A 22,639-nucleotide genomic window follows, 5' to 3' on the forward strand; every position below is an offset into this window, starting at 1 on the left:
GGATACATTGATCGGTAAATAACACGGTAATTCTACTGCGATATATTACGAAGAAAAAATAAATACGTGGTTAGCCATAATGCTTATCAGTTAAGAGTTTCACTCGGTATGCGATAACTGATAAATTTCGTCATTCCGGTGAAAACAGGGACTTCAATTTTAGGTCAAACGTTATCATTAAGCTAAAACCAAGATTCCGGCTTTCGCCGGAATGACGGGGTAGATGGAATAAAAACGCCTAACCGATCGGCATCACGTAGTTAGCCACCTATTTTAGTCCAAAAAAATATCCCGCTACACATCGCAGCGGGATATATTTATTCAGGCTTAGTTATCAGTAAGTGACTGTATAATTAACCTTAAGCATAAAGTAACTGTTCTGGTTCTAAATTGAAGCCACCGGTAACAATAATATTCAGGTCGTTATTCACCGCTAAGTGTAAGTCCTTACCTGACACGTTGACATCCAACAGTTGATTCACATCCTCAATGCCCAGTTCTGTCAGGCGAATTCTATCACCCTCTTTCGCGCTAAAATCAGCGATGGTTGTAGTACCGGTACTGCCCTGACTAAAGTTAAATACGTCAGCACCACCGCCGCCATAAAGCTGATCATTACCGCCGTTACCGGTTAACAGATTATTTCCGTCATCGCCGATCAAAACGTCATCAAAACGAGAACCAATAAGGCCTTCAATTTCAAATAATAAATCACCTTCGGCATCACCGCCGCTATTAATATTCTTGCCTTCCTCATCCACTCTGAGCATTCTGCCATTATCCAGCCTGACCGTAACGCCAGCCTCGGATTCGCTATAATCGGCGATATCAAATCCCATGCCGCCATATAACGTATCAGCACCCGCTCCGCCAACCAGAATGTCATTACCGGCACCGCCAAACAGCGAGTCATTCCCTTCGCCACCGTACAGTTTATCGTTACCCAGGCCACCCACCAGAATATCATTGCCGCCATTGCCAACCAGCACGTCATCACCATCACCGCCGATCAGATAGTCAACGCCGTTCTGACCAACAATCACGTCATCACCAGCGCCACCAAATCCCCAGCCGGAAACGTCCATGGTGTCATCGCCATCGGTTCCTTCCGCAATCGCCTCATAGCCAACGACGTTGATACCTGCTAATCCATTTTCTGTCACTGAGTACGCGCCACCGGCGTTAAATTGAACATTTTCAACCGAAACCAGATCGTTTACCGAGCTGGCATTGACGATAAACAGATGTCCATCCTTAGTACGGGCAATAGAAAACTGACTCAGCTCACCAGCCACTTCAACGGTGTCATTACCTGCTCCGCCGTCGACGGTGTTATGACCAAAACTAACGCGGAACCGATCGTCACCTTCAAAGCCTTCTAAGAAGTCATCGCGAATGCCATCCTGTAACAGGTCAGCGTTCTCACTCCCCAAGATAAAGGCGGATTGACCAAAGTGATTAGATGACGCGGAGGCTTTATCTGAAACCCAAACTTTATCTCTTAACTCATCAGAGAGTCCGGCAATAACGATAGGCGAGTTTAAATCCATCTGCTCATAAAACGCAGACTTAGAAACTTGCAATAAAGACTTATAAGCCATCGGCATATGCGCTGACCATGACGGGAAGTTTAAAATAGAAAACTTACCGTCTGGATAATTATCCGCCGCATAAAAGTCATTATAAATGACCATATTATTTGTTGCGCCGTTCAGCTCTGGATAAACACCTTTCAGCTGTAGGCCATGGCTGTCCGAAATAACCCGATGAACAGGATCATTCTCATAGCCAATATTCAACACCGAATCCTTCTCTTCATACACATAGGCCGCAGCAAAACCAATAAACTCAGAGTTTTCATAAAAACCATTCCAATTGTCATGACGCAGTGCTGCCATGCCATTCACCGCCGCGCCACCCAAGCTATGCCCGGTAACCAGAACGTCTTCCCCGCTCAGGCCATTTTCTGTCGCATAATCAGCGATGGTCTTAAAGAGTTTATTAAATGCTTTCTTTGGATAGTCTTTATGATTAAAAATTAATCCCAGATCTGACTTAATATCCGAAATGGTATTAATCTGTCCCCATAAGCCCTGAGAACGCGTACCCGTGCCGTGAAAGCTGATGCCAATTTGCTGGAGTGTGCCGGAATCATCAAAACGACCTAAAACTTCAGCCTCAGCCCCTAAGGTTTTAAGTCGTTCTCCCAGATAGGTGCCACTTTTATCAACCTTACCTGAATAACCAATTTCATTTGGCGTTAACAAGCGCCAGCCAGCATCCGACAAGCTTTGCTTCGCGATCGCTTCTTCCTCAGCACCTGACTGATTGTAGCGAATCATATCATTAGCCGTTTGTACCAAATGCCGTCCATCTTTGCCTTTATAATCGTATATAGCCATTATCAACCTTCTACTTTTTATAGGAATATAAAATATGTCAGGCCTGTCATTTCCTCCATTTTCCTATGGAAGAAATAAAACAAACCACGAATAGAAATAGAATATTTTTAAAAAATTAATGCAGAACATTCGGTAGAAGAAGTTATAAAACACCATCAATAAAAACAATAAGAAAAATAGCCAAAAGAATAAATTATCTATAAATAAATATTAAAAAATGACGCTGATATATTAATAGATGTTTATCAAGCCAAAGAGACTCGTTATTTTCTCAAGAAACATTAATATTTCCATTTAAGCAAACTGAATTTAAATGACTTTCTCAATAACTCACTATCGATTCTGCCAATTCCCTTGGCACTGCGACGTAACATGGAAGAAAACATGAATCTTAAAATTTTTATTTTCAAATAAGTATCAAAAGACCAGATAAACTGACTATGGAAGAATTTATTATATTAAACACGTCGTGATGGCTGACGTTTATAGATTAAATAATAATGCTTAAAGAATATTTAATTCTACTTAGGCTTGAATAAATTAATGCTAAATATCTAAACACTTTTCTATAGATAATAAAAACCCCGCTGACGATAGCGTCAGCGGGGTTAAAAAAACGTCGAGTTATTGTCTGGTTGGGCTTAGACTAAATGAGCCTCAATAAACCACAGGAACTTATCCAAATCACGTGAAGCTGCGGTAAACATATCAGCCACGTCTTCATCTTCAGCTTCAGTAATCGCTTTACGCAGTTCATTAGCGACGGTGGCATAACGATCCGCCAGCTCTTTTAAGTGATCGGTTACGCTGAAAATATTGGTTGGATAAGGTTTTAACGAGCTGGTTGCTTCTATCGCCTGTAGCGTCCCCATTGCGGTACCACCAAACTGCACCACACGTTCTGCGAAAGTGTCCTGATGATCCAACAACACATCACGGAAACCATCAATCATTTCATGAACGCTGATAAAGTTTGCACCTTTCATATTCCAGTGCGCTTGCTTGGTAACCAGAGCCAAATCAGCCAGTTGAGCAACCATATAGTTCAATGCTTTAATGGAAGATAATTTGACGCTGTCTTTTACATCATTACGAGTAAACGCTAATTTAGAATCTTTAGTTTTTAGTGATTTAACTGTACTCATTATCCGAATCCTCATTGTTATTTAACATTGAAGTGCTTCTTAATATGAAATAAGTATAACACCATGAAAATATTCTAAAGATAGTATCTACCTATTATAGATATAGGCTACTGTTTTCTTCATTAATTTAATTTACTACTTATTTTAATAGGGAATAATGAGGAGAAAATACCTGACATTTGAATATAAACAATGATTATTTATGCCATCTATATATTTTTTCTATACCTCATATAAAAATTAAATAATTCATGGTAAACATCCGCTACGCCAGTCTTTGCCTCTTAAAAAACGCAAGAAAGCACCCAATGGCACCCTCTTGCTTAGACAGATACAACGATTTTCTCCAGCATATGCATGCTGCAAATTAAGCGGTAATTAGTGATTATAATTTATGTTCCGCGGCAAAATCGTCATAAGTCCATACCTTACGATTGCGTGATTTAAAATATTCAATCTCATTTGCCACACCGCTGCTTTCATCCCAGCCAGGTAGCGTCAGAACAATTAACTCATCACATTTCGCCATAAACGCTTCATCAATGGGGGCCCATCTGATTCTTCTATCCATCTTGGTCGCCAGCACATTCATCGGATGTGACATGGTGATTTGGCTGTATACGGCATAACCTGCCATGGTTAACTTGGTGGCGGCCGAAGTACAAAGATCAAAGCGCTGCTGAACAATCTCCTCATCCGCATGAGAGTAAGGGCAGGCAATAAAGTAGAGTTTCATCGTTTCGTCCTTAACTTAAACATTAAATTCATTAATATAGCAATATCATTAGGTTATTATAAAAATCTAATAAATATAGATAACATTGAATAAAGCTATATCACTATAGCTTTATTCTCCGTCAATAAAATAAATCACCGATTATCTTCAGCATCAGCGAAAATAATTTTCGTCTTTTTATTGGCTTCGGTAATTTTTATATCTCTACTGGTGGTAACAAGAATATCAACATTCTCCCAACCGCTGACTAAACTTATTGCATGCTTATTAGACTTAGTGGAGTCAGCCAACACAATAAGTTTGTCACTGTTTTCCATCATCTTTCTTGCAACGGCCGCTTCATCAATATTCTGATTCATGATGCCCTTATTGGCATCAATCGCCCCCACACCAATCACCGCGTAATCCGCTGAGAACTCACCAATATTCTTCAGCGTAATAGCCCCCAAACAGGCAAATTTGGAGCCACTAAACTGTCCGCCAATCAAAATGGCATCAATGGTCATATTTTCCTGCACAATACCGGCAATCAGAGGTGAATTGGTAATCACCGTCAGCCCATCAATATTTTTCACCTGCTGAGCAAATTCCATGGTTGTGGTACCGAAATCAATCAACAAGGTATCGCCCGATTTAATAAACTCAGCGGCCTTCATGGCGATGGCTTTTTTCTCATCCGCAGCCAGTTTAGCGCGCTCACTAAAGTCACGTTCAAACTTTGACTGAATATTTACCGCCCCACCATGCACTTTTTTGAGTAGCTTCTGAGACTCTAACTTGGTCAGATCGCGACGGATAGTCTCTTGTGCCACATTAAACTGCTCAGCTAAATCATGAACAAACACCTGCCCATTAGAAAACAGCTGTTCAAGAATAGCCTGATGTCGCAAATTACTCGGACGTCCTTCAGTCATAACCAAATACCCTTAAGATCGCTTAACGATGTATCGGCAAACTATACGATACTCACATTGATTTCTGTAGCATTTCCGGAAATCAGTCTGGAATTCACCCCTTTCAACATGATCCGTCGCCCAGGTAAACAGCGATGTTTCTTTTGATACAGAACCTGATTGCCTGATTTGACCACCACCGTACCTGTGATAGCCTGTTTCACCCGGATATTGAGGTCTAATGTCGATAAATTCTCATCAGCGGCAATACAAGAAGGCGCAGTAAATTGAATCTTTTCATCAAAAACAATCGGCAAACGTAAGGAGGCTTTCGGCGCTGGGCACTGTAGGTCTTTGGCAACCGCCAGACCCACTTTCATACCTTCCTGATAGCACTGATCCCCCATATCTGCCGGATGAAGCAAGTTGCCAATGGCATAATAAGCGGCGTCAGAACAGCGTCCCTGATTATCAACCACCGGACAACCGGTATCCGCTCGATAATCCAAATGGCTCCCTTTTATCAAGGTATATTCACCGGTAAATTCACCGGTAAAGATAACTGAATCACACTCAATCTTTTCGCGCTGGCCGTTACATTCAACCATCACATACTCAACGCGATTCAGTCCGCCAATCTCAACTAATTTAGTCTGGCAATAAACCGGAACACCAAAAAGTTTAGCCGCCATAATTAAAGGCCGGTTCGCCGTAATTCTTGCGCCCTGTTCAATCATCGCCTTGGCTTTAACACCCGCATTACGCAACGTCCATAATGCTGAAAAGCTGACAATCTCAGTACCGATAATCACCGGGTTGCGGCAAGGGGTCTGTCGATTTAAATAAATAAATTGCTGTAAAGCCCCGGTGGTTAAAACACCCTGCGGGCGAAGGCCGGAAACCAATCTCGGATGGCGTGGGGTTTCACGAACGCCGGTGGCAATAATGATGCGTTTAGCCTGTATATTAACCAGACCCGCATCACAAGAAACCTGAATTTTTCCGTCAGGATAAATCCCCACCACGGTCATGCCGGTCAATACCGGAACGTCACCGCGAATCTTCAGAATGTGCTCAACAAAATGCGATCCTTTCATCGGCCGTTTAAAGGTCAGTAACCCAAACGTCGGATGCTGGCAATGTCGGGGAACACCACCGGCCTGCGCTTCCCGCTCCAGAATAACAATATCATGCACACCTTGTTGCTTTAACGCCGTTGCTGCCGCAATACCAGAGGGGCCAGAGCCAATAATAACCACATCGTAATTTAGCTTCATTTCAGCACCTCTACCGCTAACGTATTCTCAAAACGATAATTAATGATTTCTGCCACCTTATGGCTACAGTAAAAACCGTTACACCGCCCCATCATCGCTCGGGTTCTCCGGCGCAGGCCTCCCAAACATTCCGGCGGAATATCTGAATCAAAAATCGCCTCAATTTCATTACGGCTGACGCGTTCACAGTGACACACAATGCCACCGTTATGCTCGGTCTGATAACTGCGCTGTTCATGCTCCGCCAACATTGGCATCTTAGGCCAGATCAGTTCAGCCGGCGGAGACATGTCAAACAACGGTGAAAAATTATTCTGATACAACGCCAGAACGTGCTTCGCAACACCCAGTGCGGAAGTCAGGCCGGTGGAGCGAATTCCTCCGACACATATCCACTGTTTTTCCGGATAGTCATTAATGCGGTAGTGTTTCTCTTCCGTTGCGGGACGCAGACCGGCATAGGTTGCCGTTACACTATAGTTATGCAAGCTGGGTAACATGTTGCTGCCCTGACGAATTAAATCTTTCAGGACATTTTCATCCACTTCCGCTTTCCAGCGATCCTCTTGTTCTTCTGCCGTTGGCCCTAACAGCAGATTGCCAAAAATAGTTTTGGCTAACAGCACGCCTTTCGTGATGGCTGTCGGAACAGGCAGGATAATGGCATTAATATCGGCCGCGGCTTCTTTATCGTAAACCAGGAACTGCCCTTTTCTTGGCTTAATCTGGAAAGGTGACGGATGGCAGATACTTTCCACAATATCCCCATTGATGCCTGCACAGTTGATCACCAGAGGAGCTTGAAATTCCCCTTTTTTAGTTTTCAGCGTCCATAAGCCATCATTGAAACTTCCGCTTTCAACCTCACAGTGGAACGCATATCCAGCACCGTGCTTTACCGCCTGAGTTAAGTACGCCAGCGGCGAACTCCACGGATCCATCACGCCTTCACCGGGGACGCTAACCGCCGCCAGCGCGCCTTCCGCCAGCTTCGGCTCCCGCCGATAGACTTCTTCTTTATCAACCAGACACACATCCATAACACCATTCTGATGTGCCTGTTCAACAATAGCGGGCAATTTAGCCAACTGTTCTTCATTCCAGGCAATCACCAACGCGCCAGTCTGCAGCAATGGTAGATTCATTTTATCTTTGATGGCCATAAACTCTCGATAGCCATTCTGTATACATTCCAGTTCAAGACTGCCGGGAGGCGCATCAAAACCGGTATGCAATAACGCACTGTTCGCTTTACTGGCTCCCGAAAGGATATCTCCGCCCCTTTCCAGTAATAAAGCATTAGCACCGGCAATCGCAAACTGACGATGGACAGCACACCCGACCACGCCACCGCCGATAACAATCACATCCCAATTTTTTTTATTTTCGTTCTTCATATGTAGCCAATCCTAGTGACCAATGTCTTTCGATATCATAAAACCACATGATAACCACAATATCAACACATAAAAAAACGACAATGACACTTAATAGCAAAACAAATCACACATTGTTAAATAAATGTGACCAAGGTCATAAATAAGTATCGATATGTGAATTTTATGTGGATTTAAGTTCCGTTTGATCGTAATAATCCACAAAACAGTCTAATTACCAACAAAAATAATAAAGGAAGATGCGTCATGCTTAACCAACGCTACGCCGCGATAGATCAGGGAACTACCGGTACCCGAGTTGTCGTTTTTGATGAAAGCGGACGTTCTCATTCTCCCATGAGCATTCCGCATAAACAGATCACCCTGAACAGCGGATGGGTTGAACAGGATCCGGAAGAGATCTTAGGTAATATTGTAAAATGTTTAGCCAGCTGTGAAGTGGTTGATGCGATTGGCATCTGCCATCAGGGTGAAAGTATTGTCGCCTGGCATGCCGATACCAAACATCCGCTGTATAACGCCATTATTTGGCAAGATATGCGGACAGAAAAACGTATTCAACAGCTAAAGGATGCCGGTCTGGAGCCTATCGTTCAGTCAAAATCTGGACTACCCCTCGATCCTTATTTTTCCGCCAGCAAAATGAACTGGATCATCGAAAATATCGTTGGTGTAAAAGAGCTGGCCGCAAAAGGCAAATTGCGTATCGGTACCATGGACTCCTTTTTTCTCGACCGTTTATGCGGAGTTTATTGCACTGACTATAACTCGGCCTCACGCACTTCACTGTTTAATATCCATACCTTGGAATGGGACAGTGAACTTTGTGAGATCTTCAATGTGCCGATCCACTGTTTAGCCCCAATTCGGGACACCACCAGCCACTTTGGCAACATTAATCTGGACGGGCATCTGACGCCGGTAACCGCCTCAATTGTCGATCAGTTTGCTGGCACTTACGGTCATGGCTGTCGGCATAAAGGCGACGCAAAAGTCACGTTTGGTACCGGCGCATTTCTTCAATCACTCACCGGTACGGAAATTGCCGACATTGGTGATTCAGGACTCCTGCCGACCCTATGCTGGAAATTCCCGGATAGTCCGGCGGTATTTGGTCTGGATGGCGGTGTTTATAACGCCGCGTCAGCCATTAACTGGGCTCGTAAAATTGGTCTGTTTAATGATTTTGATGAGCTTGATAGTTTTTGGAAAGAATCAGCTATTTCACGGGGGCTGGCTTTCGTTCCGGCACTGTCCGGGCTGGGTTGCCCTTATTGGGATCGTTCGGCCGCAGGAATCTGGACCGGTTTATCATTAGATGTAGAAAGAAAAGACATGCTTCAGTCAGTCTTGGAAGGCATTGCCGTCCGTTCTGCTGAAGTGATTCTGGCTATGGATAAGCTATCTCCTCTGGGAGACAGTATTTCCGTCGATGGCGGTCTCTCCTCCAATACTTACTTTAAGCAATTTCTGGCCAATATCATTCAGAAAAAGATTGTCGCACCTGCTAATCGAGAAGTGACTGCCCTCGGTACAGCCATGCTAGCCAGAAAGGGATTTGGCCTCGAACGCCCCATTTCTTTCAATACAGATGCCCATATCACAACACCAAATGATGCCTCGATGTTTGGCGTGATTGAGCAATATCAAGACATTATCTCCCGCTCTCGCGGCCTACGTCATTCATAAAATAAACAAGAATAAGGAATATCACATGGCTGAATTCGGTAACTATGTTATTTATCTGATTATGGTGGGCACCCTACTCGGTGCATGTGCCTCCATTATTAAACCGCAGAGCGGGCTGGGCCAAGAATTCGTTAATGGCATTCACTCTATCGGCCCGGTCTTTCTGGCTCAGGCCGGTATTATGGTCGCGGTACCGATACTGTCACAGGCTATCTCACATCTGCTGGGGCCGGTATTCAGCGCCGTAGGCTCGGATGTCTCTATTGCTGCCCTGTCAATTATTGCCGTGGATATGGGGGGCTATCAGCTCGCCGACGCACTCACCACCAACCGTGACATGTGGATTACCGCCATGCTGGTTGGTTATACCTCCGGTGCCACCATTGTTTATCTGATTCCGGTTGGATTAACCATGCTTAACCGTAAAGACCATAAATATCTGGCGCTGGGTGCGATGGCCGGGCTTATCAGCATTCCTTTTGGTGTACTTGCTGCGCTGTTGCTGATTACCTTTAACAATATTCCGGTACGGGACATTATCTCAACCAGCTCACCGGCCACGTATTACCTGAGCATCGATTTTGTCACCATGTTGCAGTATCTGATGCCGCTGTTTATTTTCTGTTTTCTGTTGGCCGCTGGTCTGAAATACCGCCCAGCGTTCATGGTGGCCGGCTTCCTGATTTTCGGCAAGATTATGGATGCCTTTATTAAGTTAGTGCTGGCCTGTTCCATCATTCAACATTTTACCGGAGTATTTACCCTTGTATTCGGCTGGTGGGGATTCGATCCGATGTTTGCCGATCAAAAAGAGCTATTCCGAGCCATTGAAATTGCCGGTTACATTGGCATTATGCTGGCGGGTACCTTTCCAATTTGTTATCTGTTCCAGAAATATTGTAAAGGTCTGGTCAGTATCTTTGGCCGCAAGCTGAAGTTAACCGATACCGGTGCGCTGGGCTTTATTATGGTACTGGCTAATATCATTGCCACTTATCACCTGTTCAAAGGTATGCGTGCCCGCGACAAAGTACTGTGTGTTGCCTTCGGCGTATGTGCGCAGGCCACTATCGGCGATCATCTGGCCTTTACCGCGAACTTTCAACCGACGCTGGTTCTGCCAATCCTGCTCGGTAAGCTAATCGGCGGTTTCCTGGCGGTGGCTATCGCCATTAAGATTTCAGTACCGGCAGCGGTTAAGTTTGAACAGCAGGATTTGGAAGAAGTTGAAGATATCAAACAACAAAACGGTGAGCTGCAACCTGCCTGATTTCTTTCCCTTATCAAGGTGGAATAACGTCGGATAAGGCATAATAAAAAGGAGCGTGATAAATATCACGCTCCTTGAGGCTGCTGACAAACTTTTTAATCAGCATCAATGGTTGTTCCGGCTGTAAAAATCTTGAGTGAATATCACCTAAGTGCTCAGCCGGAAGGACATCAGTATTCAACTTTAGCGTGCGTCGTGCCTAGCCGGGTTACGGGCACTCCGGCGGGCAAGCCCGCTACGACCCCCACACCCGTCTCTCCCGACGATTGCGTATATTAGTACTTTATCAACAATCTGAAGGAGCGTGATAAATATCACGCTCCTTTTTTCTCTATGCTTCTATATGATTTTTTCTGTCAGGCAGAAAACTTATTTCACCGGGCGCATGGCCGGGAACAAAATCACATCACGAATGGTATGGCTATTGGTAAACAGCATCACCATACGGTCAATACCAATACCCAGGCCTGCGGTTGGCGGTAAACCGTGTTCCAACGCAGTCACATAGTCTTCATCGTAGAACATCGCTTCATCATCACCAGCATCTTTTTGGCTGACCTGATCGGCAAAGCGCTGCGCCTGATCTTCCGCATCGTTTAACTCAGAGAAACCGTTACCAATTTCGCGACCACCAATAAAGAACTCAAAGCGATCGGTAATAAACGGATTATCGTCATTACGACGGGCTAAAGGAGAAACCTCTGCCGGGTATTCAGTGATAAAGGTTGGCTGAATCAGATGACTTTCTGCCGTTTCTTCAAAAATTTCACACTGAACGCGGCCTAAGCCCCAGCTCTTCTCAACTTTAATGCCCAGTGATTCCGCAATAGCCTTCGCTTTATCCATATCGTCTAAATCCGCCACATTGGTTTCAGGACGATAGTGACAGATGGCTTCTTTCATGGTCATTTTGGTAAACGGCTTACCAAAATCAAAAGACTGGTCGCCATACTCAACGGTCGTGCTGCCCAGCACGTCCTGAGTCAGGGTGCGGAACAGATCCTCAGTCAACGCGATCAGATCTTTATAATCGGCATAAGCCATATAAAGCTCGATCATGGTGAACTCTGGATTATGACGCGGAGAAACCCCTTCATTACGGAAGTTACGGTTAATTTCAAACACCCGCTCAAAACCACCGACCACTAAACGCTTGAGGTACAGTTCCGGCGCAATACGCAGATACATATCGATATCCAGCGCATTATGATGGGTAATAAACGGACGTGCAGTTGCACCACCCGGAATCACCTGCATCATTGGCGTTTCTACTTCCATAAATTCACGTTGCACCATGAAGTTACGAATAGCAGCCATAATTTTGGAACGCACCACAAAGGTACGACGAGAATCATCGTTGGTGATCAGATCCAAATAACGCTGGCGATAACGCGTTTCCTGATCCGCCAGACCGTGGAACTTATCCGGTAACGGACGCAGTGCTTTGGTCAGCAAGCGAACTTCATGACAATGAATCGATAGCTCACCAGTCTTGGTTTTAAACAGTCGACCGCGGGCAGCAACGATGTCACCCAAGTCCCACTTCTTAAACTGCTCGTTATAAATACCTTCCGGCAGATCGTCACGGGAAACATAAATCTGAATGCGTCCACCTACGTCTTGTAGGGTAGCGAAAGAGGCTTTACCCATAATGCGGCGAGTCATCATACGACCGGCAATGGCGACTTCTAAACCTAACGCTTCCAGTTCTTCGTTCTCTTTATCATCGTATTGTCTATGTAGCTTGTCCGATGTCATATCACGGCGGAAATCATTAGGGAATGGGTTACCTTGCTCACGCAGGGCTACCAACTTCTCACGGCGCGCTTGCAGTTCGTTATTTAACTCTGCGGCTGACTGCGCTGCATCATGCTCTTGAGGTTGCTCAGACATATCTATCTATCCTTTTTATAGCCCAGCTTTTAAGCTTGCTTCAATAAATCTATCCAGGTCGCCATCTAATACGGCCTGAGTATTCCGGGTTTCAACACCGGTACGTAAGTCTTTAATCCGTGAATCATCCAGCACATAAGAACGAATCTGGCTACCCCATCCGATATCCGATTTGTTCTCTTCCATCACCTGTTTATCAGCATTTTTCTTTTGTAGCTCAAACTCATACAACTTAGCTTTAAGCTGACGCATCGCCTGATCTTTGTTTTTATGCTGAGAACGGTCGTTCTGGCACTGCACCACAATATTGGTCGGCATATGGGTAATACGCACCGCAGATTCCGTTTTGTTAACGTGCTGACCACCGGCACCAGAAGCGCGGTAAACGTCAATACGTAAATCAGCCGGATTGATTTCAATATCGATATCATCATCCACTTCTGGATAAATGAAAGCCGAGCTGAAAGAAGTATGGCGACGGCCACCGGAGTCAAATGGACTCTTACGCACTAAACGATGCACGCCGGTTTCAGTACGTAGCCAACCGTAAGCGTAATCACCCATCACTTTAATGGTGGCCGATTTAGTACCGGCAACGTCACCGTCAGATTCTTCAATCATCTCGGTTTTAAAACCTTTGGCTTCCGCCCAACGCAGGTACATACGCACCAGCATACTCGCCCAATCCTGTGCTTCCGTACCGCCAGAACCGGCCTGAATATCAATATAGCAATCAGCGCTGTCATATTCGCCAGAGAACATACGGCGGAACTCTAACTGAGCTAATTTATCTTCCAGTTGATTCACTTCTTCAACGGTTTCATTGAAGGTGTCTTCATCATTTTCTTCAACGGCCAGTTCTAACAGGCCGTTGACATCTTCAACGCCTTGCTCGATCTGATCGATGGTTTCTACAATCGCTTCAAGTGAAGAACGTTCTTTGCCTAAAGCCTGAGCACGCTCAGGTTCGTTCCAAACATCGGGCTGTTCAAGCTCGGCGTTTACTTCTTCCAGACGTTCTTTCTTGGCATCATAGTCAAAGATACCCCCTCAGAACCGCTGTCCGTTCAGACAGGTCCTGGATCTGGTTTCTTACCGGATTAATTTCAAACATGATTTGTACTTACCGTTATGTGGTATAAGTTGACAGAATTATAATTGTAAACCGGTAATTCTAGCGGATCTGCGCTGTAGAATATAGCGGGTTCGGCGGCTTTTTATCGTTATTCGCTAGCGAATAACGTCCTTTCGTGCCAACCGCACAAATTAAATTCCCTGCCCCAGTTATTCCAAAGCTTAGCGAATAGGATTTTCCAGACAACGAACGCCTACATCAGACTTCTGCTTTACCTATGATTCAAACCAGAATGACTGAATGAATGACGCCCTGAAACGATTACACATATAATCTTTATTCAAATAACTTTCACAAATTTCGTACACTCAGTATCTTATTGCGCTGTCCTACCCATATCCGTTTTGATCTGTAAAGAAGGTACTATGTGGTTTTACCGATTTCGACAAGCTCTGATTGCCCTGTTATTGCCCTGGCTGTTAGCCGTAATTACCCAATCCACAGGTAGATTGTATCTATTACTGACCTATGGTACGCCTGAAGCGTTAAACGGCTTCGGCATGGATATTAAACGCATGTTCTGGATTGGCGGGCTGTTTGATATTCGCATCGCCAGTCTCTTGTTTGTCCCTTGCCTGCTGATTGCCGGTTTGCTGGCTATAAGCTCACGCAGTTTCCAATGTTGGCAGCGCTTCTGGCCATGGTTAGCGGCAATATTAAGCACTATCGTCACCACGGTAACCGTCGGTAATATTTTCTATTACGCCACCTATGAGCGCGCCATCGATATCTTTGTCTTTGGACTGGTTGAAGATGATACCGCCGCCGTTCTGGCCACCATGTGGCATGACTATCCGGTTATCCGTGGATTACTCAGCCTGGCGCTGTTTGCCGTTATTACCTTCTGGTTTTATCGTCGCTGGCAGCGCCGGCTAGGCGCTAAACCTGAGCGTAAGATTAACCTGCCAATCTCAGCAATCTCAACGCTGGTTATTCTGGCGGTCTGCTTTGTGGGTATGCGTGGTTCAATCGGTACTTTCCCACTTCGTCAGTCGGACGGGCAAGTCTCTGAAGTTAAAATGCTGAATATGCTAACCCCTAACGGGCTAATCGCGTTTAACTGGGCATTTAAAGCCCACAGCGAGGACAATACCTTTGCGGATGCCACCGATGAACAGGGTGAAGCGCTGCTCAGCCGCTTTTTGGATAAACCCACGGCGGCAAGCCTGACGCCGTTTAGCGCCCGAACCGACGTTAATCCACTGGCTAAAAGTAATCCACCGAATGTGGTACTGGCCGTGATGGAAAGTATGGGCTATCACCTGGAAAGTTACGATCGCCCCGATCGCGATCTGTTCGGCGCGCTGCGACAACACTGGCTAACCGACTGGCGCTTTGAACGCTTTATCTCGGAAGGTGACGGCACCATTGATACCCTGAACCGCTTCTTTGTACGCAGTCCCATGAGCGGCATTAGTCAGTCCAGTGCTCAGGCTCTCGACTTTGACAGTAATATGTTTAAGCCTTATCTGGCTAACGGTTATAAAATTATTTTTGTCACCTCCGGAAACGGTTCATGGCGCAATCTAAACCAGTTTCTACCCCGTTTAGGCGTCAGTGAGTTTATGGAGCAAAACGGCCTGAAAAAGCGCTATCCACAGGCTCACATGAGTACCTGGGGTATACCTGATGAATATATGTTCCGCTATATGGAAGAGCGTCTGGCTGAGGCAGACAAAAAAGGGGAACATATTCTGATCATGTCGATGTCTACCACTCATCATCCACCTTATAAAACACCGGACGGCTATCAGAAAACCAATATCCAACTAACCGATGCGGAAAAGAAACGGCTGAGCAATTTAGCCAGCGGAGATGAGCTGCAAGAGGTGATGCATACCCTGCGTTATGCGAACGATCAATTGGGGCAGTTTATCAGTTGGGTTAAATCGCAGCCGCTGGGTGGCCATACGATTATTGCAGCAACCGGCGACCATAACGTGCGCGGTATTGGTTATCAGGATACACATGAGCTGGTACTGGGTCATGCGGTGCCGTTTTACCTGTATGTTCCTCAGGCTTATCGTGACCACAGCCATTTTGATGCTGCTCGCGTAGGAAGCCATAAAGATATCTGGCCAACGCTCTATCAGCTTAGCCTGTCCGATACGCCATATTATCGCACCGGCTGTAATTTGCTGGCGGAGAAGCTGGATGATATCTGGTGTCAGGGCTATAACCCCGAAGCGGTGATTACCCCTCAAGGGGCATATATTCTGACCGGCAAAGGGGAGTTTCGCCCATGGGCAGCGGATAAAGGTCTGTTGCTCGGCGATCCACAGACGATGACGCCAGAACAGGAAAAACAGTTTAACCGCTGGGGCGCCTTTACCGATCTGCTATGGTGGCAGCTTAATCGGCAGGTACATGGGCAGAAGTAATGAGCAATAGCGAAAATGTTCTTTCGCGGTAAACCAGAGCGGCTCCCTCACCATCCCTCTAAAATGAACTGAACCCCAAAAAGTTGGACACGATAATCCAACTTTTTGGGGATATGAATGAAAACGTTACTTAACATATAAATATTCACTAACACCATAATAGAACGCTTCAAGTTATAACGTTAATAATCATCGAATTAAGTAATTACCTCCCCTTAATATTGTGTTATTATTTTAAAATTAAAAAAACCATGGATTGGTCACTAAATTGAGTAACATAAACTTCATTACGGCAAAATTTACCCGATGCGATAAGAATAGTAATCAGGATTATCCCTGTTGTTATCGTATTATTACCAGCTTAGATACGTTCTATTTTTTGGAGGATCAATTTCTCGATCTAAACGTATTAGATAAGCTAGAGAAAGGGGATATAATCCACATTGGTGCTCACTCGTTAGATGACGGCACTTATTGGCTACACTGGTTATTATCAGAAGAAAAAGGCTCATGTGAGGTTGTACAACGGTTAAAATTTACTATATTTCAAAAAATGACACTTATTCTTTATTTTTTGTCTGTATTTTTTCATATCATTGATCACCCTTCAATAATCACTATTATTGCACTTTTTACTTTACCTATTACTTTGATTTGTAGCTTAAATATTTTTATTAAGTGTATTAATTTTTTTTCCGTTAAAGCACGAATACAACGAATACACTTCTCCAGGGCAAAAAAAGGCGATCTCTCATTTATGCGGGATACCCGTAATGAAAAACGTAAACGACAATATTTTTCAGATATAACACTTCATATTATTGATGGAACAGCTCAAGATATTGAAATGAGGCTCACCTCAAAACACCAAAATCTTATAATTAATTTTAATATAAGTGGAATATTAATAACATTACGAGAATATGCGTATTCTTTGACCAAAACCACCATCCCGATAGTCCACTATACTACACATCCTACCTTTATTGCCGAAAACGATCGGTTAAAATTACTTATTGATAATAATAAAGTAAAAGCCATTGTAAATAGAACAGATCGGGCAACATATTTATTATGTAATCCGACTTGGATGAGCAACCAAAAAGTAAAAAAAATATTACTACATTGTTATTCTATAATGATTCCTGCGCTTTTATTTGGATACCCAATTTTTATTATGACAATCAGCGACCTTAACTCCTATATTTACTTTTTTACTATAATAGTGATATTACCAACACCATATTTCATCGTATTTCTTTATTACTTTTTTTCGCTATTTGGCGATCATTCCTCAACTAAACAAGCTCTCAGTTGGCTATTAAAAATTACGGATAACAAGCCACCTAAAGAAATTTGGCAATAAGCATTTTTAAGGTTCGTGCTAAAATAGTTATTCAACAATATAGCCAACCACCCAATTTGAAGTCGCCATGCCAACCAAAGAGAAGGTGTTGAAGAGAACCGCCTTTCTGCGAGCTAGTACTTACATACTGTTAAAATCTATTTCCGACAAATTTTTCACTATCAGTAATACTGCCCGGCAGCCGTGAGTTCATGGTGATACTGTTTTTCGGGTCAAGCCAAGTTTTACCAAAAGTTTCAGATGGCCCTTGCCAACTGACTTTGCACTTAGAATTAACTGTTAGATCAAGTTGTAGCTGTCATTTAAAACAGGACGGGGTGATGAGTACAAACCAACCTAACGGGTTCAACTCTCTTCCCTCTCTACTTCCGCCCCACCATTATTATCCACCACCTCAATAAACCGCTCCAACAACACCATAAGTTCATCCAGTTTATCGGCGGAAAAACGCTGTTCGATCTGACGATATCCCCGTTCAATATGCTCTTTAGCCTGTTGGTAAACCGTGTGCCCTTTATCCGTCAGAGAAACATATAGCTTACGCTGATCGTTCAATGGCTTAAGACGAAGAATCAATCCATCGCGTTCCATTCGCGACAGGATCCCGGTTAGGCTTGGCCGAAGAATACAGGTCTGGCGCGCCAACAGATGAAAGTCGCAAGAATGCATCTCCGCCAACACGCGAATAATCCGCCATTGCTGCTCAGTCAGGTTATATTCGTTGAGAATGGGTCGGAAAAAACCCATCGCTGATTCCCGGGCTTGTAATAAGGCAATGGTCAGAGATTCATGCATAAATTCTTTTCACTCTTGATTAAGGCGACAAACATCACGCCATTAGTATGACATGTAAACGCCACTTTTCACCCTATGATTGCCATAACACTCCCTTCCCCTTGATGGTAAAAACAAAATTCATTTTCATATTAATAATTTAACAATTCGAGTCAATATGAATTCAATGAAATCATCATACTTAAAGCAAAATGCTGAATCGTTAAAACCAAAAATTAATTAATACACTGATAAATAACTATAATATTTTATTAATGTAAATAGATTGTTATACAGATCACAAGAATGAAACGTTTATTTGATCGCCAAACAACATCAAGATAAATAGATATCATTAATATATTAACAATCTATAAATTTAAGCCTCAATAGAAATTATGCATACGACTGACCACAGAGGAATTCGTTCATGAAGAACAATGTATTTGCCGTTGCCCTGAACCATAAAAGCCAAATGACGGCCTGGAACAGTGCGTTTCAACAGCCTCCTTACCAGACGCTGCCCAAAACGCCGGTCTGGTTTATTAAACCGCACAATACCGTTATTGGCTCACTGGCCCCGATTCCCTATCCATCCGGCGAATCAGAAGTGCTTAGTGGCGCTACGCTAGCTATCGTTATTGGTAAAACCGCCCGCAAGGTACAGCTTGAACAAGCCGCTGACTACATTGCCGGTTATACCTTGGCAAACGATGTGAGCCTGCCGGAAACCAGCTTTTATCGCCCGGCTATCAAAGCCAAATGCTGCGATGGTTTCTGCCCGATAAGTGAAAACGTGGTTGATATTCATCCCCAAGACTTAGTCATCATTACCGAAATTAATGGTCGCGAAGTCGATCGCTGGAGTACCGCCGATCTTATCCGTTCTCCCCATGAGTTGGTTTGCGCACTGAGCGACTTCGCGACCCTACAACCCGGTGACAAAATTCTGATTGGTACCCCACACCAACGCGCCAAAATCAATCCCGGCGATCGAGTCACCGTACGCGCTCAGGGATTAGCGGATTTAACCAATATCGTTATGCAACAAGGAGCTACCGCATGAGACACGCGCGCATCCAATATCAAGGTCAACAGCATCAAGCAGTGATTGATGAACAAGAGCGGGCGATTCTCAGCAACGGTACTCAACTGGCGGCCAATAGCTTTGAGTGGCTACCGCCAGCGGACGGCACCCTGTTTGCCCTTGGTCTAAACTACGCTGACCACGCCGCCGAGCTGGATTTTAAAGCGCCGGAAGAGCCGCTGATCTTTATCAAAGCCTCCAATAGCTTAACCGGTCATCGTCAGGTTAGCGTACGCCCGGATAACGTTGACTATATGCACTATGAGTCTGAACTGGTGGTCGTTATCGGTAAAACGGCACGCAACGTTAGCCGTGAAACCGCCATGGACTACGTTGGCGGCTACACCGTGTGTAACGACTATGCCATCCGGGATTATCTGGAAAACTACTATCGCCCCAATCTGCGGGTAAAAAGCCGGGATATCTTAACGCCAATTGGCCCATGGATTGTCGACAAGGCCGATATTGCCGACCCACATAATCTGACCTTAACCACCCATGTCAACGGTGAACTACGGCAAAAAGGATCCACTCAGGATCTAATTTTCGATATCCCATTCCTGATTGCCTATCTCAGCAAATTTATGACCCTACAACCCGGCGACATGATTGCGACCGGCACGCCGAAAGGCCTTTCCGATGTACGCCCCGGTGATGAAGTGATCGTGGAAGTTCAGGGCGTCGGACGACTGGTTAATCGGATTGTAAGTGAAACTGAATACGAGGAAGCGCTGTTATGCAAATAGTTAATCACTGGATCAATGGCAAAAACGTCGCCAGTAAAGAAACCTTCCAAACCGTCAATCCAGCAACCGGCGAAGTACTGGCGGAGGTGGCTTCCGGCGGCGAAGCAGAAGTGAATCAGGCAGTGGAAGCGGCCAAACAGGCTTTCCCGAAATGGGCGGGGCTACCGATGAAAGAGCGGGCGCGCCTGATGCGCCGTTTAGGTGACTTGATTGCGCAGCACGTACCAGAAATTGCCAAAATGGAAACCGCCGATACCGGCCTGCCCATTCATCAAACCCAAAACGTACTGATTCCACGCGCTTCCCATAACTTTGAGTTTTTTGCCGAAGTGTGTCAGCAAATGAACGGCAAAACCTATCCGGTTGACGACAAAATGCTGAACTACACTCTGGTTCAGCCGGTGGGGGTATGTGCGCTGGTTTCGCCGTGGAACGTGCCGTTTATGACCGCTACCTGGAAGGTTGCCCCGTGTTTGGCTTTGGGCAATACCGCGGTATTGAAAATGTCGGAACTCTCGCCGTTAACCGCCAACTATCTGGGGGAACTGGCGCTGGAAGCCGGTATCCCGGCAGGCGTACTTAACGTGGTGCAAGGCTATGGTGCCACCGCCGGTGACGCTTTAGTTCGTCATCACGATGTGCGCTCGATTTCCTTTACTGGCGGCACCACCACCGGCCGTAAGATTATGGAAAGCGCCGGACTGAAAAAGTATTCCATGGAATTGGGAGGAAAATCGCCGGTACTGATCTTTGAAGATGCCGATATCGAGCGCGCGCTGGATGCCGCACTGTTTACCATCTTCTCCATCAACGGCGAGCGCTGTACCGCGGGTTCACGCATCTTTATTCAGCGCAGTATCTATCCGGAATTCATTAAACGTTTCGCCGAACGCGCCAACCGCCTGAAAGTGGGCGATCCTCAGGATCCCACCACCCAGTTGGGTTCTTTAATCAGCCAACAACACTGGGACAAAGTCTCCGGTTATATCCGCATTGGTATGGAAGAAGGCGCTACGCTGCTGGCGGGCGGCCCGGATAAACCTACCGATTTACCCGCCCATTTACGCGGCGGTCATTTCTTACGTCCAACCGTACTGGCCGATGTGGATAACCGGATGCGCGTAGCGCAGGAAGAAATCTTTGGCCCGGTCGCCTGCCTGATTCCGTTTGACAGTGAAGAGGACGGTCTGCGAATGGCGAACGATGTGGAATACGGTTTGGCTTCCTACATTTGGACTCAGGACATCAGCAAGATCTTACGCCTGTCCCGCAGCATTGAAGCCGGCATGGTATTCGTGAACACTCAAAACGTGCGTGACCTGCGCCAGCCGTTTGGCGGCGTTAAGGCCTCCGGTACTGGCCGTGAAGGGGGTGAATACAGTTTTGAAGTGTTTGCTGAAATGAAGAACGTCTGTATTTCATTCGGCGATCACCCCATTCCCCGCTGGGGAGTTTAGTTGTTATCTCGGCACGTTGCTCGTAACGGAGCCTGCAGGCTCCCTATCACCAGCCATTTTTATGATTTCCGGCACTCGGGAATCAAGTGAGGAAGATATGGGTAAATTAGCATTAGCAGCCAAAATAACGCACGTTCCCTCGATGTACTTATCAGAATTACCGGGGAAGCATCACGGCTGCCGTCAGGCTGCCATTGACGGACATAAAGAGATCGGCAAACGCTGTCGTGAGTTAGGGGTAGACACCATCATCGTGTTTGATACCCACTGGCTGGTCAATAGCGCCTATCACATCAACTGCACCAAGAACTTCAGCGGTGTTTATACCAGTAATGAACTGCCACATTTTATTCGCGATATCAGCTTCGATTACGACGGTAATCCGGAATTAGGCCAGATGATTGCCGAGGAAGCCCGCAAGCTCGGCGTTCGCGCTCAGGCTCACGATATCCCAAGCCTGAATCTGGAATACGGCACGCTGGTTCCCATGCGCTATATGAACGATGACAAGCACTTCAAAGTGGTGTCCATTTCTGCCTTTTGTACCGTGCATGATTTTGAAGATAGCCGCCGCATGGGTGAAGCCATTCGTCAGGCCATCAAAAACTATGATGGCACCGTTGCGGTATTAGCCAGCGGCTCACTGTCACACCGCTTCATTGATGACCGCCGAGCCGAAGACGGTATGCACAGTTATACCCGCGAGTTTGACCGCCAGATGGATGAGCGAGTGGTGAAGCTGTGGAAAGAAGGCCGCTTTAAAGAGTTTTGCGCCATGCTGCCGGAATACGCCCAGTACTGCTTTGGTGAAGGCAATATGCACGACACCGTAATGTTATTGGGTCTGCTGGGCTGGGATAAATACGACGGAAAGGTGGAGTTTATCACCGATTTATTTGCCAGTTCGGGCACCGGTCAGGTCAACGCGGTGTTCCCGCTGCCGGATAACATCAATCAACAGGCCGCAGCTTAATTTAGCCCGGTGTGCCGC

The 22,639-nt window shown here is 45.4% G+C and carries 17 protein-coding genes; 8 read left to right on the plus strand and 9 right to left on the minus strand.

Going from position 1 to position 22,639, the window contains the following annotated elements:
- Positions 1-359 precede the first annotated feature (359 nt).
- The 6 genes from EL341_RS13795 to EL341_RS13820 all read right to left on the minus strand — a co-directional run bounded on the left by EL341_RS13795 (position 360) and on the right by EL341_RS13820 (position 7,850).
- Positions 360-2,402: a hypothetical protein gene (locus EL341_RS13795; RefSeq protein WP_126468048.1), complete on the minus strand. Its 2,043-nt coding sequence runs from the start codon at positions 2,400-2,402 to the stop codon at positions 360-362.
- A 641-nt stretch (positions 2,403-3,043) separates the two neighbouring features.
- Positions 3,044-3,547, minus strand: coding sequence for a DNA starvation/stationary phase protection protein Dps (gene dps, locus EL341_RS13800; protein ID WP_047781842.1), 504 nt, complete (start codon positions 3,545-3,547; stop codon positions 3,044-3,046).
- 385 nt (positions 3,548-3,932) lie between these two features.
- Complete coding sequence (locus EL341_RS13805) at positions 3,933-4,283, minus strand: DUF1937 family protein (protein ID WP_047781843.1); 351 nt, start codon at positions 4,281-4,283, stop codon at positions 3,933-3,935.
- 134 nt (positions 4,284-4,417) lie between these two features.
- On the minus strand, positions 4,418-5,197 hold the full coding sequence (locus EL341_RS13810; protein WP_074821857.1) for a DeoR/GlpR family DNA-binding transcription regulator: 780 nt from the start codon (positions 5,195-5,197) through the stop codon (positions 4,418-4,420).
- A 41-nt stretch (positions 5,198-5,238) separates the two neighbouring features.
- Positions 5,239-6,453, minus strand: a complete 1,215-nt coding sequence (locus EL341_RS13815; protein ID WP_074821855.1) for an NAD(P)/FAD-dependent oxidoreductase — start codon at positions 6,451-6,453, stop codon at positions 5,239-5,241.
- Positions 6,450-7,850 (minus strand): NAD(P)/FAD-dependent oxidoreductase, encoded by a 1,401-nt coding sequence (locus EL341_RS13820; protein ID WP_074821852.1) that lies wholly within the window; start codon positions 7,848-7,850, stop codon positions 6,450-6,452. Before EL341_RS13820 ends, EL341_RS13815 begins: the two co-directional genes overlap by 4 nt.
- Positions 7,851-8,096: 246 nt before the next feature.
- Between EL341_RS13820 and EL341_RS13825 the strand changes: the two genes are divergently transcribed.
- Entirely contained in the window at positions 8,097-9,539 is a 1,443-nt protein-coding gene (locus EL341_RS13825) for an FGGY family carbohydrate kinase (protein WP_074821850.1), read from the plus strand.
- A gap of 25 nt (positions 9,540-9,564) precedes the next feature.
- Entirely contained in the window at positions 9,565-10,809 is a 1,245-nt protein-coding gene (eutH, locus tag EL341_RS13830; protein ID WP_074821849.1) for an ethanolamine utilization protein EutH, read from the plus strand.
- A gap of 369 nt (positions 10,810-11,178) precedes the next feature.
- Here eutH and lysS read toward each other — a convergent pair whose 3' ends face one another.
- Both lysS and prfB read right to left on the minus strand, forming a co-directional pair.
- The gene (lysS, locus tag EL341_RS13835) at positions 11,179-12,702 is read right to left on the minus strand and encodes a lysine--tRNA ligase (protein ID WP_074821846.1); all 1,524 of its coding nucleotides are present in this window, start codon (positions 12,700-12,702) and stop codon (positions 11,179-11,181) included.
- Positions 12,703-12,717: 15 nt separating this feature from the next.
- A protein-coding gene (prfB, locus tag EL341_RS13840; protein ID WP_114987013.1) for a peptide chain release factor 2 occupies positions 12,718-13,816 on the minus strand; the annotation gives its coding sequence in 2 pieces (ribosomal slippage) (positions 12,718-13,740 and positions 13,742-13,816; 1,098 coding nt in all).
- A gap of 386 nt (positions 13,817-14,202) precedes the next feature.
- Here prfB and EL341_RS13845 point away from each other — a divergent pair.
- Together EL341_RS13845 and EL341_RS13850 are read left to right on the plus strand one after the other, a co-directional pair.
- Positions 14,203-16,218 carry an LTA synthase family protein gene (locus tag EL341_RS13845; RefSeq protein WP_074821843.1) on the plus strand — a complete coding sequence of 672 codons (2,016 nt, stop codon included), beginning with the start codon at positions 14,203-14,205 and terminating at the stop codon, positions 16,216-16,218.
- Between the two features lie 268 nt (positions 16,219-16,486).
- Positions 16,487-17,584: a hypothetical protein gene (locus EL341_RS13850; RefSeq protein WP_074821841.1), complete on the plus strand. Its 1,098-nt coding sequence runs from the start codon at positions 16,487-16,489 to the stop codon at positions 17,582-17,584.
- 345 nt (positions 17,585-17,929) lie between these two features.
- Here EL341_RS13850 and hpaR read toward each other — a convergent pair whose 3' ends face one another.
- The gene (hpaR, locus tag EL341_RS13855; protein ID WP_047781852.1) at positions 17,930-18,379 is read right to left on the minus strand and encodes a homoprotocatechuate degradation operon regulator HpaR; all 450 of its coding nucleotides are present in this window, start codon (positions 18,377-18,379) and stop codon (positions 17,930-17,932) included.
- 409 nt (positions 18,380-18,788) lie between these two features.
- Between hpaR and EL341_RS13860 the strand changes: the two genes are divergently transcribed.
- The 4 genes from EL341_RS13860 to hpaD all read left to right on the plus strand — a co-directional run bounded on the left by EL341_RS13860 (position 18,789) and on the right by hpaD (position 22,621).
- A complete protein-coding gene (locus EL341_RS13860; RefSeq protein WP_074821838.1) occupies positions 18,789-19,424 on the plus strand; it encodes a fumarylacetoacetate hydrolase family protein in 636 nt (211 codons plus the stop codon).
- Positions 19,421-20,191: a fumarylacetoacetate hydrolase family protein gene (locus EL341_RS13865; RefSeq protein WP_074821835.1), complete on the plus strand. Its 771-nt coding sequence runs from the start codon at positions 19,421-19,423 to the stop codon at positions 20,189-20,191. Before EL341_RS13860 ends, EL341_RS13865 begins: the two co-directional genes overlap by 4 nt.
- Positions 20,182-21,648 carry a 5-carboxymethyl-2-hydroxymuconate semialdehyde dehydrogenase gene (gene hpaE, locus EL341_RS13870; RefSeq protein WP_047781855.1) on the plus strand — a complete coding sequence of 489 codons (1,467 nt, stop codon included), beginning with the start codon at positions 20,182-20,184 and terminating at the stop codon, positions 21,646-21,648. The genes EL341_RS13865 and hpaE overlap by 10 nt, the downstream gene beginning before the upstream one ends.
- Positions 21,649-21,745: 97 nt before the next feature.
- Positions 21,746-22,621: a 3,4-dihydroxyphenylacetate 2,3-dioxygenase gene (gene hpaD, locus EL341_RS13875; RefSeq protein ID WP_047782752.1), complete on the plus strand. Its 876-nt coding sequence runs from the start codon at positions 21,746-21,748 to the stop codon at positions 22,619-22,621.
- The last annotated feature ends 18 nt before the right edge of the window (positions 22,622-22,639 follow it).

Origin of the sequence: Pragia fontium (assembly GCF_900638655.1) — a bacterium.
Taxonomy (GTDB): Bacteria; Pseudomonadota; Gammaproteobacteria; order Enterobacterales; family Enterobacteriaceae; genus Pragia; species Pragia fontium.